The organism is Microbulbifer weihaiensis, from assembly GCF_048323715.1.
Classification (GTDB): domain Bacteria; phylum Pseudomonadota; class Gammaproteobacteria; order Pseudomonadales; family Cellvibrionaceae; genus Microbulbifer.
The window spans coordinates 83,631-98,764 of sequence record NZ_JBLWFL010000016.1; the positions used below are offsets into that span (position 1 = coordinate 83,631).

Consider the following 15,134-nt stretch of genomic DNA (forward strand, 5'->3'; position numbering starts at 1 on the left):
GCCCGGGGTTGACGCGATAAGCGTCAATCCCTTTCCTGCGCTTTCCAGTCGATAATATTGCGCACTACCCCATTCAAAAGCCGTTGCCGGCTCTCTCGGCTGATCCACGCGTTGTGCGGAGTGATAATCAGGTTGGGGATATTGGCTGCCAGCAGGGGGTGGTCGGCGGGTGGAGGCTCCACACCCAGTACGTCCAGTGCTGCGCCGGCAATCTCACCCTTATGCAACGCGTCTGCGAGTGCCGGCTCATCCACGAGGCCACCGCGGGCAGTATTGATGAGGAACGCGGAGTTTTTCATGCTGGCGAGGAAACTGTGATTTACCAGCTTGTCGGTATGCTCCGTAAGCGGGCAGTGCAGGCTGACCACGTCGGACTCTGCAAGTAACTTTGCCAGGGGTACGCGGCCGGGTTTCTGCTCGCCGCTAAAGGAGTCCGCAACGAGGATACGCATACCCAGCGCTTCCCCGAGCTTGGCCACTTTCTGTCCGAGGTCGCCGTAGCCAATGATACCGAGGGTTTTCCCGGCGAGTTCCAGTACCGGGTAATCCAGGCGGCAGAAAATTTTGGACTCGCTCCAGCGCCCGGCTTTCACGTCGGCGTCGTACTGATGCCAGCGGGTGGCGAGGGCAAGGATCAGGGCGAGGGTGTGCTGTGCCAGTGAACTGCCGGTATAACCGCTGACATTCAATACCGGAATATTTTTTTCGGCGGCTGCACCGAGATCGACATTGTTGGTGCCGGTGGCACACACACAGATGAGCCTGAGGTTGGGGGCATCTTCGATGAGTGCGCGGTCGAGTACCACTTTGTTGGTGATCACCACCTCTGCGTCGGCAATGCGCTGTGCGGTTTCCCCTGGTGCCGTGGTCTCGAAAAACGCCCAATGATCGAGAGATTTTTCCAGGGCGGAGGTATCCAGCTCCTCCAGCTTCATGGTTGAAGTATCAAGAAAAACGCCGCGCACAAAAAACTCCCTGTAATTACGTAGAACCACTCACAGAAATAAAAATTTAGAAATCAGAAGCGAAGGCCCTCAGGGGTGGCCTTCTGCGGAACGATTGCCGACGAGGTTGTGGAGCAGGAGGCCACTCCTGAGGGGCACCCCACAACTCCACTAGGAGCGCACCTTTTAAAGTACGCGCATACCCGGCTGCGCCCCCGCGTGAGGCTCTAGAATCCACAGGTCTTTTCCACCCGGGCCAGCCGCCAGCACCATGCCTTCACTCACGCCAAAACGCATTTTACGCGGCGCCAGGTTGGCAACCATCACCGTAAGTTTGCCTTCCAGATCTTCCGGCTTGTAAGCGCTCTTGATGCCGGAGAATACCTGGCGGGTTTCACCGCCCAGATCGAGGGTCAGTTTCAGCAGCTTGCCCGCACCTTCGACATGTTCGGCCTTGGCGATCAGCGCCACGCGCAGATCCACCTTGGCGAAATCGTCGAACTGGATTTCTTCCGCGATCGGGTCGTCCGCCAGCGGGCCGGTGGCTGCGGGCTTGGTTTCCGCCTGCAGTTGCGCCAGGGATTCCTGCGCAGCTTCAACTACTGCATCTACCTGGGTTTTTTCCACACGCTGCATCAGTGGCTTGAACTTGTTGATGGTGTGACCCGCCAGCGGTGTGGTGGCCGCGTGCCAGTCCAGGGAAACACCGAGGAACTCTTCCGCTTTCTTCGCGGTTTCCGGCAGAACCGGCGCCAGCCAGGTGATCAGGGCGCGGAACATGTTCACGCCCTGGGAGCTGATCGCCAGGACTTCCGCTTCCTTGCCTTCTTCCTTGGCCAGGGACCAGGGCGCCTTGTCGGCAATCCAGGCATTGGCGGCGTCCGCCAGGGCCATGATCTCGCGGGTCGCGCGGCTGTACTCGCGGGCTTCGAAAAACTCGGTGATACGCGGCGCGGCGTCTACAAACTGCTGCCACAGGGCGGCGTCGGCCAGTTCAGCGGACAGGGCGCCACCGGACTTGCTGACAAACTTGGCGGTACGGGAAGCGATATTCACCACTTTGCCCACCAGGTCGGAATTCACTTTGGCGACGAAGTCCTCCAGGTTCAGGTCGAGGTCGTCGACACCGGCGGTCAGCTTGGCGGCGAAGTAGTAGCGCAGGTACTCGGGATCCAGGTGGTCGAGGTAGTTGCGCGCATTGATGAAGGTGCCGCGGGACTTGGACATCTTCTTGCCGTTCACGGTCAGGAAGCCGTGTACGCACACTTTGGTCGGGGTGCGGAACTCGGAGGAGTCCAGCATGGCCGGCCAGAACAGGGCGTGGAAGTTGACGATGTCCTTGCCGATAAAGTGGTACACCTCGGCCGTGCTGTCTTTTTTCCAGTACTCCAGCCAGTCGCTACCGTTTTTGTCGCAGTAGTTCTTCAGGCTGGCCATGTAGCCAATCGGTGCATCCAGCCACACATAGAAGAACTTGCCCGGTGCGTCGGGGATCTCGAAGCCGAAGTAGGGTGCGTCGCGGGAGATATCCCATTCCTGCAGGCCTTCGTCCAGCCACTCGGCCAGTTTGTTGGCCACTTCGCCCTGCAGGGTGCCGGAGCGGGTCCAGGTCTTCAGGAAGTCGGTGAAGGCCGGCAGGGTGAAGAAGAAGTGCTCGGACTCCTTTTCGACCGGGGTGGCGCCAGAAATGGCGGAGACCGGGTTGATCAGCTCGGTGGGGCTGTAGGTCGCACCGCAGGCTTCACAGTTGTCTCCGTACTGGTCTTCGGTTTTACAGCGCGGGCAGGTGCCCTTGATATAGCGATCGGCCAGGAACAGTTCTTTTTCCGGGTCGAAGGCCTGGGTAATGGTGCGGGAGGCAATATGACCATTCTCGCGCAGGCGCTTGTAAATCATCGCCGACAGTTCGCGGTTTTCTTCGGAGTGGGTGGAGTGATAGTTGTCCACACCAATCAGGAAGCCGGCGAAATCGCGCTCGTGCTCAGCCTGCATGTTGGCGATGTGCTGCTCTGGTGTCAGGCCCAGCTGTTCCGCCTTCAGCATGATCGCCGTGCCATGGGCGTCGTCGGCACACATATACAGGCACTGATTGCCCTGGGCGCGCTGGAAACGGGCCCAGATATCGGTCTGGATGTACTCGAGGATATGGCCCAGGTGCAATGAACCGTTGGCGTACGGAAGTGCACTGGTGACTAGAATATTGCGGGGCTGCGACATCATTGATTCCAAAGGCTGCGAGGCAGATGACTGTTTGTGGCCGGGGCAGTGGCCGAAGCTGACTCTATGCGCTATGTGCGTTCGCCCGAGATAACGGCAACCGCGTGGCAGTCTCGTGGTTCGGGGGTCAGCCTGGCAGTGCGCCCGGTGGCTAAAAGAGCGCGGAATATAGCAGAAATGGGCCCTGCAAGGCACCCGGGTCGCAAGCCTCTGCCCTTGTCAGGCGCGTGCCGCTTAAACCACAATGCCGCCCACTTACCCCATCAGACGGCGACTCTGACAGCAACGCTGATGGCAACACCGACAGCAACAAGGAAATGCCTGTGAGCGACCACCACGATCACGACCACCATCACGACCACGATGACCTCCCGGCCGGTATCCAGGCGGCACTTGAGCAGCTGGCGGAAGCCATCGGCCAGCTGGAAGATCCCGCGACCGGGCTGAAGCTGGATGAGCTGGAGTCGGATATCGAGGTCGGCTACGACGACGGTACCGTGTTTGCCGGTATCACCCTTGGCTATCCCTGTGCCAGCCAGCAGGAGGCGTGGGCGGCGCGCGTGCGCGCGGTCGCTGAACCGCTACTGGCTAGCGGCGAACTGGCCGGGGCAAAGCTCCAGGCCGAGCTGTTCTTCGACATTCCCGCCACTTTTCCCGGTGATGTGCCGGAACCCCTCAAGGCGGTGAAGAACATTATTGCCGTGGCCTCGGGCAAGGGTGGCGTGGGCAAGTCGACCACGGCGGTGAACCTGGCCCTGGCGCTGGCGGCGGAAGGGGCATCCGTGGGCCTGCTCGATGCGGATATCTACGGCCCGAGCCTGCCCACCATGCTCGGCACCGAGGGCGTGCGGCCGGAAGTGAAGGGCGGCAAATCTTTTGTGCCGGTAATGGCCCATGGGCTCAAGACCATGTCGCTCGGCTACCTGCTGACGGAAGATACGCCCGCGGTCTGGCGCGGCCCAATGGCCAGCGGCGCGCTGAACCAGATCCTGACCCAGACCCTGTGGGCCGAGGATGGTGACGAACTGGATTACCTGATTGTGGACATGCCCCCCGGCACCGGTGATATCCAGCTGACATTGGCGCAGAAAGCGGCGCTGGCCGGCGCGGTGATTGTGACCACTCCCCAGGATCTGGCCCTTGTCGACGCGATCAAGGGGGTGGAAATGTTCCGCAAGGTGTCAGTGCCGGTGCTCGGCATTGTCGAGAACATGGCCCTGCACACCTGCTCAAGTTGCGGCCACCAGGAGCCGATATTCGGCGCAGGCGGCGGCGCGCGTATCGCCGCCGACTACGATACCAGTGTCCTCGGGCAGCTCCCCCTGGCCATGTCCATTCGCGAAGGTACCGACTGCGGTCGCCCCAGCGTCGTGGCCGACCCGCAAGGCGAAGTTGCACTCTGTTATCGCGAGATTGCGCGCCGTGCGGCGGCGTCCCTGTGGTTGCTTGGTGACGGTGACGAATTGCCGGATATCGAGATAGCCGAGTGAGCCACAGGGAGGCTTTCGCGCCTTTTTTTAACGATTGCAGATCCAGCTTTTATCGAGCTGCGTAACAAGCCTACATTCAGCAGTTCTGGATCTGGCAGGGATGGCCTTTTTCCGAGAATGGGCAAAGCCGGTGAGAACACGGCAGCTTGTGACGCCGCAGTCGGCATGGATGCTGGGCGAGGTCGTGTTAACACCGGAGCTTTGCGGTCTTTTGGCACGGATAGACCGGACAGAACCCAATTTGGGTTCTAGTGCATCAGGACGAGAGGCCGCAGCTAGCGGCCTCTTTTTCATTCTGGCGATGGCAATTGCATAGTCAGGTCGGATTGCATGTGCGCATGGTTGTTGGCGAGTGAAAGTGGGCCAGAAATTGACCCGGGATGATCCTTTCTCCGTCAAAGTGGAACTATCGTGCGGATACCCTGATCTTGTTGAGAGAAGGATACGTGCACTCGAACGAGATACAGGTTGTGGATAGGGGGGATTCAGCGTTGCGGCTGGTTTACCAAGTTTCCCCGCTAGCGGAGTAAAGAACTTGAGCTTTCAAATACGTTTTGACCCGAGCACGCGCATTGTGCGGGCGACTTTTTTCGATGATGTCTATCTGGCAGATAAAGTGGCTTCCGCGCGGCAGATCGCGGAAAAATATGGCCATTTACACCCCTTGCGGCTGCTGGTGGATGTGCGCAGGGCCGTGTTGCATTTATCCGCCAGTGAGCGTGCGCAATTTGGTACTTACGCGGCGCAACTGGAAGGGTTGAAGCACGCGCGTGCGGCTGTTCTCCACGCGACTGATCACAATGCCAATCTGATTATTGACCACGCTGCACAAGCTCACGGGATGGTGGTGGGTGAATTTATTACTGAGGCCGCCGCGCTTGACTGGTTAGGGGCTGAAGTCGTTATTTGAACTCATCGATTTGACTATCAGCTCGATAGCCAGAATTTCGGATGCCGGCGTCCCAAGCCTTTCCCTTTTGTCTATTTTCCCAAAGGCCTCTATTTTTCTCCGGGCATTTTTCCTGGGGTTGAGGTGACTCTGTCGTTGAATATTTTTCCACCTGGTACTTTGGTGCAGTATTTTTTCCGCCTTTTGAGCGCTGAAAGTTGAACATTTTTCCCATTTTTCAAAAAAAACTGAACATCGGCTTCTAAAGATAAATATTCTTGTCACACTCTGCGATGGTGGTTTAAAGCGCCAACGGGATTCACATTTTCAGCCTCGCGCGGGCTGGGAATGTGCCGAGGAACGATGGCCTGGACAAAATGGAGTTGTAGTAGCCGCGCACTGAATGCGCGGTTGAATGGAGTAATCGCAGTAATGAGTTTTCGGATTCGGTTTGACAGCCACAACAGGGTGGCGCGCATGTTGTTCTACGGCGAGGCGACCTACGACAATCGTGTGGAAGCGGTACGTCAACTGATTGCCAAGTACGGACATTTGCAACCGCTGCGAGTATTTGCGGATGTCAGGCAGGTGCGGAAAATGTCGATGACGGCAGAAGAGCAGGCACGCTTTGGAAGCTTCGTTGCCTGCGCTCTGGTAACGCGCGGTGCACGCATCGCCATTCTTAACGGCAACCAACTGGACACTACCGCGGTGATTCGCAACAAGGCGCGAGAGGGTGGCCTGGAGTTTTTTTCATTCCTGACTGAGGCGGAAGCGCTGAGCTGGCTGACCAGCTCAGCGGAAGTACCTGGCTGAGATCCAGTTACGTGTCTGCGACTCAGCCAGCCTGCTGCTGTTTTTTCGCCGCTTCCATTTGCTTGCGGCGCAACGCCTGCTTTTCCTGGCGGCGGGAAAGCGTGGTGGTTCTGGCATCGTGGCCAATATGGGTTTCGCCGCGCTGCTTGGCCAGTTGAATCTGCTTTTCACGCTCGCGGAAACGGGCTTTGTCCGATTCCGAAACCTTGTCGTAGCAGTGGGGGCAGCTGACACCCTGCTCGAACAGTTCGGATTCCATTTCTTCGAGGGTGACCGGCATACGGCAGGCGTTGCACTGTTCATAGCTGCCTTTTTCCAGGTCGTGGTTCACGGTAACGCGCTCGTCAAAAACGAAACACTCGCCGCGCCAGAGGGTTTCTTCCTTGGGAACTTCTTCCAGGTATTTGAGAATACCGCCGTGCAGGTGGTAGACCTCATCGAAACCCTGCTCTTTCAGGTAGGCGGTCGATTTTTCACAACGGATACCGCCGGTGCAGAACATCGCGACCTTCTTGTGCTTCTGCGGATCCAGGTGCTCTTTCACATAATCCGGGAATTCGCGGAAAGCGGTGGTCTTCGGGTTCACCGCGTGCTCGAAGGTACCAACCTGGACTTCGTAGTCGTTGCGAGTATCAATCAGCAGCACTTCCGGGTCAGAAATCAGTGCATTCCAGTCTGCGGGCTTCACATAGGTGCCCACGGTGCGGCGGGGATCGATCCCCTCGACACCCATGGTCACGATTTCCCGCTTCAGTTTTACCTTGCTGCGAAGGAAGGGCATTGCCTCGGTGTAAGACTCTTTGTAGTCGAGCTCGGCCAGGCGCGGGTCGGACTTCAGGTAGGCCAGCAGCGCGTCGATACCCGCGCGGCTGCCCGCGACAGTGCCATTGATGCCTTCTTTGGCCAGCAGCAGGGTACCGCGTACCTCGTGTTTCAGCAGGGTATTGAGCAGGGGCTCGCGAAGGGATTCAAAGTTGTCCAGAGTGACGAACTTATACAGCGCGCAGACGACGACGTTCATGGTGATACCTTTCTTGCTGTCCGGAGCGTAATTCCGGGGCATGGAACCCGGGCGAAAGAAACAATCCTGCGTCCCGGGGGTGAAAATAGCCGCGCATTTTAACGGAATTCTTCCGTGGGTGTCGTACACTTTTTCGACAGCGCCAGGATGCGGTTGACCGAATGTTCACTGTCGGTCCGGATCTCTGCTACGCTGCCATCCCTTTTTTCCCCAAATCCGAGGCTGCCAGCGAGGTTGTGCCATGGGCGACGAACAAACCACTTCCAAAGAATCCCCTCTGTGCCGGACATTCAGCGACGGCGACCGCAGTGTCGACATCGATATCTATGAAGATGGCGACGGTGGTTGGCTGCTGGAGATCGTGGATGAAAACAACAACACCACCGTCTGGGAGGATGTGTTCGATACCGATGAGGAAGCGCTCACGGAGGCGCTGGATGCGTTGAAAGAGGAGGGGATTGGCGCATTTATCGGGCCCGCGGAAGCGAGCGACTGGGAAGCCCCCTGAGCAGACACAACGGCCTCTTAATCTGCGTGACCCGTATCAACCAGTCCGTTTGCGAATAAATGCCCGGGTGACCAGCAGGATTTCGCATGGCTGCTATGGTTATACATAGAAGGGAATCGCGACAGTGTAACAGCACACCCAATCAAGGCGTCGCCTGAGGGCTGCAAGGAATGTTGCCCCGGCGGCGCCGGCTGTTGCCGGCGGCGATGCCGCACTTCGCACCGGCAATCTGCAGGCGTAAGAATTGTGGTTGCTCTGCATGAAGTATTTCTTTCCTTTCCTTTCCCTCTCCTTTATCTGCTCCGTGAACGCCATGCCGGCATTCTCCGGTATTGAGCTCGAGTTATCGGATACACGCACCATTGACGTAAACCTGGCGGAAGCGCGCCTGGTGGGCGAGTTGCAAGGTTATGCCATCATCGCGGGACGCAGCTGTGTGGACTGTGATGAAAACACGGCTATCTACTTTGAAAAAATCGACGACGGTACCGGCTGGAGTCATCCTCCCGCGGAAAGTGACAATGGAAGTGACGGGGGAGCGGATGCACTTGGGCTGCTGGACTCTCCGTCAGGAGAATCCGTGGGCGATGATCCGGTTTCAGACAGCGGCTCGAGCAGGCTGGCCGAGGAAGACCGGCCCCAGGCGGAAGCCGGTGTGATTGCCGACGACCTGGATGGCGAGCGTTTTACCTACCCGGGTAAATATCGCGACTATGAAACCAGCAAGCTGGTGGAGAAGACCCGGATGTTTTACGGCAATTGCTATGAAAACTCCCCGGCAGTGCTCTGGCTCAGCGAATACCTGACGGAAAAAGGCTGGGTGAAGACGGAGTACCTGATCGTGTTTCGTGAGGGCGGTGTAGAGCATCGCTATAACGAAGATCGCCAGCCCAGTATTTACTACATTGAGAACGCCGCCTGTCATGAAGTGCCCGGGATTGCCGCCACCACAGAGCCCTAGTCTCCGGAGTCTCTTAAGCCCGGTATATGACCAGCCATAAATGACAAAACCCCGCAGTGATGCGGGGTTTTGGGTTCTGGGGGTGAGAATCCCAGCGCGCCTTCCGGCGGTTATTTCTTATCGTGATCCCAGATGATCTTCAGCTTCTTTTTGCCCCACAGGCGGGCCTTCTTGATGTCTTTTTCCATCCACACATCGATGCGGTTGGTAAAGCGCTTGTTCATCCGGTCGCGCACGGTGTAGGTGCCGGGCAGGCCTTCAATTCGCACCTTGGTGCCGTTGGTCAGGCCGTGCTTTTCGAGGTCGCGGGATACGGCAATGATCTTGTCGCCGGGACGCAGCTTGTTGTTCCAGGCTGCCATCCAGGGGTCGTCATCGGTCTGGCCTTTCACTGAGTTGTAGGCGGTGGCCGTGACGGTCAGGGACTTCTTTTTCTTGCCCGCTGGTTCCTTGATTGCGGCAAAGGCATCTCCGCCGGCCAGTGCCGCAAGAGAAGCAGTCAGTACAAGCACGTATTTTTTCAGACTCTGTCGCATAAGGATCTTACCTCCGAAAGCTTTTCGGTCGCAGACTGGGTTTGCCTGCTCAGCCTCCAAGTTGATTTCGTAATAAGTGATCAATGTTTGATCAGGAAGGGCCATATTAGAGATCGGTGGAGGGGAATCAATCTTTTCTGCTTCGCGGATAAATTACCGCACAGATTGTCGTGTTGTTTTCTAAGAATGGAACCTGAGACTTCGATTTGTGGTTTTGGTGAAATAAACGAACTAGAGGTTACGCTTTGATGACAGCGATGGTCGCTCCTAAATCTTTTCTATGGGAATCTGGTTGCTGATCGCAAATCTGCTATGACAACGATGTCATGCTTCTGCTGTGGAAAAAATGACCAGCTTCAGGGGGGAGACCAGAGATTCCGTGGAACATAATTTTTTTATATTTATTTGAGACTATCAGGTCAGACCGGCTGGATTTTCCGAATACGGGGAGTAATCGACCTTGTAACCGGGCAATTTGGGGGCGATTTGGGCATGGCGAAGGGTATAAAAGGGATGGATTTAGGATATACATCTCGCGAATAGCGGGGCTCCGGTAGCAAGCTTTCTCAGTACGCTTTGCTCGCTACCGTGCGCTCAGGGTGCTATTGGCACTGTTCAGATGGGGGTGTTGTCTACGGGGCGAGTTGGAATGACCATTTCCCGAAGGGCAGTCAGGTAAGCCTGATCTTCTTCCAGGTCGTCAAAGCCGTGGTGACGATCCAGGGTCACCGCCTGCTCCAGCCACTCGATCGCTTCTTCCAGATTGCCCTGCCACTCGCATACCTGCCCAATGTTGAAGTAAGTGATCGCCAGGTTTTGCCAGTCCTCTTCCTTCTCCAGCTCGTCCAGGGCTGTGCGATACAGCTGGTAGGCATTGCGCAACAGCTGCGCCCGCTGCTGCGGGTTATCCACAGTCGCGGATTGCTGGTGATAGGTGTGCGCCAGGGCAGAGCGCACCCGGGCTGCGGAGTGCTCGAAGGGCAGCCCCGGTGCCGACTGAATGTAGGACAGCACCGCCTGGAACTGGCTGCGCGCGAGCGGGTAGAGATCCGGGCGCTGTCCGCCCAGGGCATTGAGGATGATGCCGTAGCGGTAGCGCAGGCGATGCTGCTGTGGCTGATCATCGGTGAGGCTGGCAATGGCCCGCTCGTAAAGTGGCAGGGCCGCATCGTAATCGCCGCCGAGCGCGTACTGCTCCGCGTCGCCGATCAGCTCGGCGACCGGCGCCTCTGATTCATTGGGCTCGCTGTTGGCCGGCAATGCCAGCCACAGGTTCAGGGCGAGGGCCGGGAGCAAGGTAGGCAGCAGGCGGGCCTGGTACATCGGGGAGCGCCTCCAGTGGCGGCTTGTTAGTGGTTACTGACAGTAAACCCCGAATCTTCGATCTGCGCCAGTAGCGCCTGCAGCGGATGGCGCAATTCTTTTTGGGCAAAGCGCTTGCTCTGGCAGCGACAGGAATAACCGGTGGCCAGGATCGCCGCGGTGTCGCCCTGGAGCTTCGGCGCCCAGGATTGCTGGAAGATCACCTTGGAGGTCTCCTTGTTGGCGGTTTCGTGGCCGTAGGTGCCGGCCATGCCACAGCAGCCTGCGGCCTCTGTTGCCAGCTCCATGCCCAGCGCGCTGAACACCTGCTGCCACTGGCGGCTGGATCCGGCGGCATTGGATTGCTCTGTGCAGTGGGGCAGCAGGGTGAAGCTGCGCTGTTGCAGGCGGTTTTTGTTGGTGGCGAGGTGTTCAGTGTGTTCCGCCAGCCATTCCTGCAGCAGCAGTACCTGCGGCGCCTTGTCACCCAGCAGCTTTTTGTACTCGGAGCGATAGGTCAGTGTCATGGAGGGGTCGATACCCACCAGAGGAATGCCACTTTCCGCGAGACCGTTCAGCATTGCGCTGTTGCCTGCGGCGACCTGTGCGAACTGGCGCATGAAGCCATGTACATGCAGGGGCTTGCCGTTGGCGCGAAACGGCGCCACCAGTGGGTTGAAGTCCAGCAGCTTCAACAGGCGCAGGGTGTCGGCCACCACGTCGGCATCGAAATAACTGGTAAAGGCATCCTGCACGATGACCACCGCCTTTTGCCGTTGCGCGGGCCCCATGGCCCGGAGGCTCGCGCTGGTGGCGTAAGGTACACCCAGCTCGCGCATCGCCTGGTCGAGGCGGGTAGCGGACAGTGCCGGAGAGTCCGCAAGCCCGAGACCGCGCTCCAGCAGCCAGCGCACCGGCCTCAGGCGCAAAGGGAAATTGTACAGCTGCGGCACCCGCGCAAGCTGCGGCATGACGAACTCCAGGCTGCCGACGAAATAGTCCTTGAGCGGGCGCAGGTAACGGCTGTAATAGAGTTCGAGGAATTTGGCGCGGAAGGTGGGCACGTCCACCTTGATCGGGCACTGGCCGGCGCAGGACTTGCACGCGAGGCAGCCCTGCATGGCTTCGTTCACTTCGTGGTTAAAGTCGTACTCGCCGCGGGCCTTTGCCAGCGAGTTTTTGATCCGTCCGGGCAGCCCGATGATAAAGGACTGCTCGCGCTGCTTGCGCGCAACCACTTCGGGGTCCACCGCGCGATCGGCGAGCAGGCGCAGCCACTCGCGCATCAGCGACGCGCGGCCTTTCGGCGAGTGGATGCGATTGCGCGTGGCCTTGTAGGACGGGCACATGGCATCGTCCGGGTTCCAGTTGAAGCAGGCCCCGTTGCCGTTGCAGTAGACACCCTCGGAGTAGCCTTCCCACACCTGGGCGGGAATCTGCCGGTCGTGTTCGCCGCGCGTCGGTACCTGGTCGATTTTGAGCAGGCCGGAGGCGACGCTGGGGGTGGCGATCTTGCCGGGGTTCAGCTGGTTGCGGGGATCGAAGGCGGCCTTGATCCGCTGCAGCTCGGGGTAGAGCTCGCCGAAAAATTCCGGGGCAAACTCGGAGCGCACACCTTTACCGTGTTCACCCCACAGCAGGCCGTTGTATTTCTTTGCCAGTGCGACGACCTGCTCGGTGATGGCGCGAATCTGTTTGGCCTGCTCCGGGTCTTTCATGTCGATCGCGGGGCGCACGTGCAGTACGCCGGCATCCACGTGACCAAACATGCCGTAGGCGAAACCGGCCTCGTCCAGTGCCGCACGGAATTCAGCAATGAAATCCGCGAGGTTTTCCGGCGGCACCGCACAGTCTTCCACAAACGGGATTGGGCGCTGCTCGCCCTGGGCGTTGCCGAGCAGGCCCACGGCCCGCTTGCGCATGCCCCAGATCTTGTTTACCTGCTGGTGGCCGCGGGCGATGGTGTAGCCGAAGCTCTTGCCGGGCTGACCGACCAGGCTGTCGATGTGGTCGGTGAAGGCCTTGAGTGCGGCGTCCAGTTCTTCCTCGGAATCCGCCGTGTACTCCACCAGGTTGATGCCGTTCACCGGGCGCTGCTGGCCGTCGTCGGAGGACTGCGGGAAGAATTCGCTCACGCTGTCCCACACGATATCGCCCATCGCCAGCTGCAGTACCTTGCTGTCCACCGTCTCAATCGAGGTGGGGCCGGCCTTCATCAGGTCGGGTGCGTCCCTGAGCGCATCCTGGAAGTGGTCGTAATTGAGGTTGACCAGTGCCGCGCACTTGGGAATCTGCAGCAGGTTCAGCTTGGCCTCGGCAATAAAGCCCAGGGTGCCTTCGGAGCCACACAGGATATTGTTGAGGTTGAAACGGCCGTCTTTTTCCCGGTCGCGGATATGCGCCAGATCGTAGCCGGTCAGGCAGCGGTTCAGCTTCGGGAACTTGGCCTCAATCAGCGCGCGCTTGTCGCGGTCGATGGTGTCGCAGAGCTGGTGCACCCGCGCGGCGCGGCTGTCGGCGCCAGTGATCTCGGTCAGGGTGTCTTCGTCGATGGCGTGGGAGTGCCACAACTCGCCGCCCATCAGCACGGTTTGCAGTTCCAGGACATGGTCGCGGGTCTTGCCGTAGACACAGGATCCCTGGCCCGAGGCATCGGTGTTGATCATGCCGCCAATGGTGGCGCGGTTGCTGGTGGACAGTTCCGGGGCGAAGAACAGGCCGTGGGGCTTGAGCGCGGCGTTCAGCTGGTCCTTGACCACGCCGGTCTGCACCCGTACCCAGCGCTCCGCCACATTGATCTCGAGGATCCGGTTCATGTGCCGGGAGATATCCACCACGATACCGTCTGTCAGGGACTGGCCGTTGGTGCCAGTGCCGCCGCCGCGGGGCGACAGCACCACTTTGTGGAATTCCTCGTTGTCGGCGAGCGTCATCAGCAGCTGCAGGTCGTGCTCGTCGCGCGGGTATACCACGGCCTGGGGCAGAACCTGATAGATCGAGTTATCCGTCGCCAGCACGGTGCGGCTGGCGTAGCTTGGGCTGATGTCGCCGTGGAAGTCTGCCTGTTTCAGTGCACTGAGGAACTGCAGGTAGAGCGCCTGTACTTCGTTGATTTCGCGCAGTGCTGGAATCATTCCGGGCCCCGGGGTGCTAACTATTGGTGTCTGTGGGTATCTGAGCGGATCTGCCGCTTCGCAGGTAGATATAAGAAGGTCTGGCATTGTAGCGACGGTGGCGGCCCGCGCAACAATTAGCGGAAACGGCGCTGCTCAGAGCTTGGAAATTGCGCAGACGTGAACCGGCACCGGAAAAACCAGCCGCCGGTCATCCACCCCGGCGGGAACTGCGTACAGTACACTGAGTACATGCACAGTCTGTGAGCACCAATCCAGTAGGGCCCAATGAAAATACTACCCCGCCAGACCCGCATTCCCGTCGGTATCAGCCAGTGCGCGATGGGCGACCCGGTGCGATACAACGGTGGCCACAAGCACAGCAAGGTGTGCACCGAGCTGCTCGCCCGCTGTTTTGAGTATGTGCCGCTTTGCCCGGAAGTGGCCATCGGCCTGGGGGTGCCGCGCAAGCCCATTCACCTGCTTGTGGATAAAGCCAGCGCCGATGTGGATGCCGTGCGCGTGGTGGGAGTGGATGACCCCAGTGTGGATGTGACTGACCAGTTGCGGGACTACGCCGATTCGGAAGTGCCGCAGCTGGAGAAGATCCGCGGCTACATCTTTATGCAGAACTCCCCCAGTTGCGGGCTGCGCGGCGTGCGTCGCTACCTGGACAACGGCCATGGCATCGACAGCGAAGGCGTCGGTGTGTTCGCGCGCCGAATCCAGCAGCACTTTCCGCACCTGCCGATGGAAGAGGTCGGACGGCTGAATAACAACGAATTGCGGGAAAACTTCCTCACCCGGGTGTTTGCCTACGATGCCTGGTTCCGCTACGTCGAAGGGGAAGGGGAAGGGGAAGGGAAAGAGGTAGCGGAGGCCGAATCGGAACCGGTGGCGGAAAAGCGCCCCTCGCGCATTGCCCGCATCATCGAGTTCTACACCGCTTACAAATACCTGCTGATGGCGCACAACCAGGATGCCACCCGTGCGCTTGGGCGCCTGCTGGCGGATTCCAAGGCCATGCCGGAAGACGAACTGGCATTCGCGGTACGCGGTCGCATCATGCAAATCCTGTCCCGGCCCGCGAGTCGCAAAGACAGAACCAATGCGCTGATGCATAGCCAGGGGCACCTCAAGGAATACCTCAACAAGGAAGAAAAGGCGGAGTTACAGCAGCTGATCGAGGAGTACCGCGTCGGACACAAGCCCCTGTCTGCGGTGCTGACCATGCTGCGTCACTACCTGCCACGCAGTCCCCACGCATTTATCCACAGCCAGGTATTGCTGGCCGCTGAGCCCGCGGAGCTGGGGCTGTGTGACTTCCACTGACAACG

General features: G+C 59.1%; 12 protein-coding genes. 6 read left to right on the forward strand and 6 right to left on the reverse strand.

The genetic code is table 11. The features are described 5' to 3' along the window. Nucleotides 1–23: 23 nt before the first annotated feature. Nucleotides 24–965 (reverse strand): D-2-hydroxyacid dehydrogenase, encoded by a 942-nt coding sequence (locus tag ACNKU7_RS15585; RefSeq protein ID WP_418297923.1) that lies wholly within the window; start codon nucleotides 963–965, stop codon nucleotides 24–26. Between the two features lie 165 nt (nucleotides 966–1,130). Then, nucleotides 1,131–3,161, reverse strand: coding sequence for a methionine--tRNA ligase (gene metG, locus ACNKU7_RS15590; RefSeq protein WP_418297924.1), 2,031 nt, complete (start codon nucleotides 3,159–3,161; stop codon nucleotides 1,131–1,133). A gap of 323 nt (nucleotides 3,162–3,484) precedes the next feature. Between metG and apbC the strand changes: the two genes are divergently transcribed. From apbC to ACNKU7_RS15605, 3 genes are all read left to right on the forward strand, one after another. After that, nucleotides 3,485–4,651 (forward strand): iron-sulfur cluster carrier protein ApbC, encoded by a 1,167-nt coding sequence (apbC, locus tag ACNKU7_RS15595; RefSeq protein WP_418297925.1) that lies wholly within the window; start codon nucleotides 3,485–3,487, stop codon nucleotides 4,649–4,651. A gap of 535 nt (nucleotides 4,652–5,186) precedes the next feature. Continuing rightward, a complete protein-coding gene (locus ACNKU7_RS15600; protein ID WP_418297926.1) occupies nucleotides 5,187–5,561 on the forward strand; it encodes a hypothetical protein in 375 nt (124 codons plus the stop codon). 411 nt (nucleotides 5,562–5,972) lie between these two features. Continuing rightward, entirely contained in the window at nucleotides 5,973–6,356 is a 384-nt protein-coding gene (locus ACNKU7_RS15605) for a hypothetical protein (protein ID WP_418297927.1), read from the forward strand. 22 nt (nucleotides 6,357–6,378) lie between these two features. On the opposite strand, the gene trhO is transcribed toward ACNKU7_RS15605, so the two are convergent. Then, nucleotides 6,379–7,419, reverse strand: a complete 1,041-nt coding sequence (trhO, locus tag ACNKU7_RS15610) for an oxygen-dependent tRNA uridine(34) hydroxylase TrhO (RefSeq protein WP_472439833.1) — start codon at nucleotides 7,417–7,419, stop codon at nucleotides 6,379–6,381. A 199-nt stretch (nucleotides 7,420–7,618) separates the two neighbouring features. Between trhO and ACNKU7_RS15615 the strand changes: the two genes are divergently transcribed. Together ACNKU7_RS15615 and ACNKU7_RS15620 are read left to right on the forward strand one after the other, a co-directional pair. Then, nucleotides 7,619–7,885 carry a hypothetical protein gene (locus ACNKU7_RS15615; protein WP_418297928.1) on the forward strand — a complete coding sequence of 89 codons (267 nt, stop codon included), beginning with the start codon at nucleotides 7,619–7,621 and terminating at the stop codon, nucleotides 7,883–7,885. 259 nt (nucleotides 7,886–8,144) lie between these two features. Next, entirely contained in the window at nucleotides 8,145–8,846 is a 702-nt protein-coding gene (locus ACNKU7_RS15620) for a hypothetical protein (RefSeq protein ID WP_418297929.1), read from the forward strand. Between the two features lie 110 nt (nucleotides 8,847–8,956). Here ACNKU7_RS15620 and ACNKU7_RS15625 read toward each other — a convergent pair whose 3' ends face one another. The 3 genes from ACNKU7_RS15625 to ydiJ all read right to left on the reverse strand — a co-directional run bounded on the left by ACNKU7_RS15625 (nucleotide 8,957) and on the right by ydiJ (nucleotide 13,818). Then, the gene (locus tag ACNKU7_RS15625) at nucleotides 8,957–9,382 is read right to left on the reverse strand and encodes a 3D domain-containing protein (protein ID WP_418297930.1); all 426 of its coding nucleotides are present in this window, start codon (nucleotides 9,380–9,382) and stop codon (nucleotides 8,957–8,959) included. Nucleotides 9,383–9,997: 615 nt separating this feature from the next. Beyond that, nucleotides 9,998–10,705, reverse strand: a complete 708-nt coding sequence (locus tag ACNKU7_RS15630) for a tetratricopeptide repeat protein (protein ID WP_418297931.1) — start codon at nucleotides 10,703–10,705, stop codon at nucleotides 9,998–10,000. A 26-nt stretch (nucleotides 10,706–10,731) separates the two neighbouring features. Next, nucleotides 10,732–13,818 (reverse strand): D-2-hydroxyglutarate dehydrogenase YdiJ, encoded by a 3,087-nt coding sequence (gene ydiJ, locus ACNKU7_RS15635; RefSeq protein WP_418297932.1) that lies wholly within the window; start codon nucleotides 13,816–13,818, stop codon nucleotides 10,732–10,734. A 267-nt stretch (nucleotides 13,819–14,085) separates the two neighbouring features. Here ydiJ and ACNKU7_RS15640 point away from each other — a divergent pair, with 267 nt between their 5' ends. Further along, complete coding sequence (locus ACNKU7_RS15640; RefSeq protein ID WP_418297933.1) at nucleotides 14,086–15,129, forward strand: YbgA family protein; 1,044 nt, start codon at nucleotides 14,086–14,088, stop codon at nucleotides 15,127–15,129. Nucleotides 15,130–15,134 lie beyond the last annotated feature (5 nt).

What these genes read in the sequence shown, in the direction of transcription:
- ydiJ (WP_418297932.1), bottom strand. Translation starts at nt 13,818, where the DNA reads ATGATTCCAGCACTGCGCGAAATCAACGAAGTACAGGCGCTCTACCTG.
- trhO (WP_472439833.1), bottom strand. Translation starts at nt 7,419, where the DNA reads ATGCCCCGGAATTACGCTCCGGACAGCAAGAAAGGTATCACCATGAAC.
- ACNKU7_RS15620 (WP_418297929.1), top strand. Translation starts at nt 8,145, where the DNA reads ATGAAGTATTTCTTTCCTTTCCTTTCCCTCTCCTTTATCTGCTCCGTG.
- ACNKU7_RS15605 (WP_418297927.1), top strand. Translation starts at nt 5,973, where the DNA reads ATGAGTTTTCGGATTCGGTTTGACAGCCACAACAGGGTGGCGCGCATG.
- ACNKU7_RS15625 (WP_418297930.1), bottom strand. Translation starts at nt 9,382, where the DNA reads ATGCGACAGAGTCTGAAAAAATACGTGCTTGTACTGACTGCTTCTCTT.
- ACNKU7_RS15615 (WP_418297928.1), top strand. Translation starts at nt 7,619, where the DNA reads ATGGGCGACGAACAAACCACTTCCAAAGAATCCCCTCTGTGCCGGACA.
- ACNKU7_RS15630 (WP_418297931.1), bottom strand. Translation starts at nt 10,705, where the DNA reads ATGTACCAGGCCCGCCTGCTGCCTACCTTGCTCCCGGCCCTCGCCCTG.
- ACNKU7_RS15640 (WP_418297933.1), top strand. Translation starts at nt 14,086, where the DNA reads ATGAAAATACTACCCCGCCAGACCCGCATTCCCGTCGGTATCAGCCAG.
- metG (WP_418297924.1), bottom strand. Translation starts at nt 3,161, where the DNA reads ATGTCGCAGCCCCGCAATATTCTAGTCACCAGTGCACTTCCGTACGCC.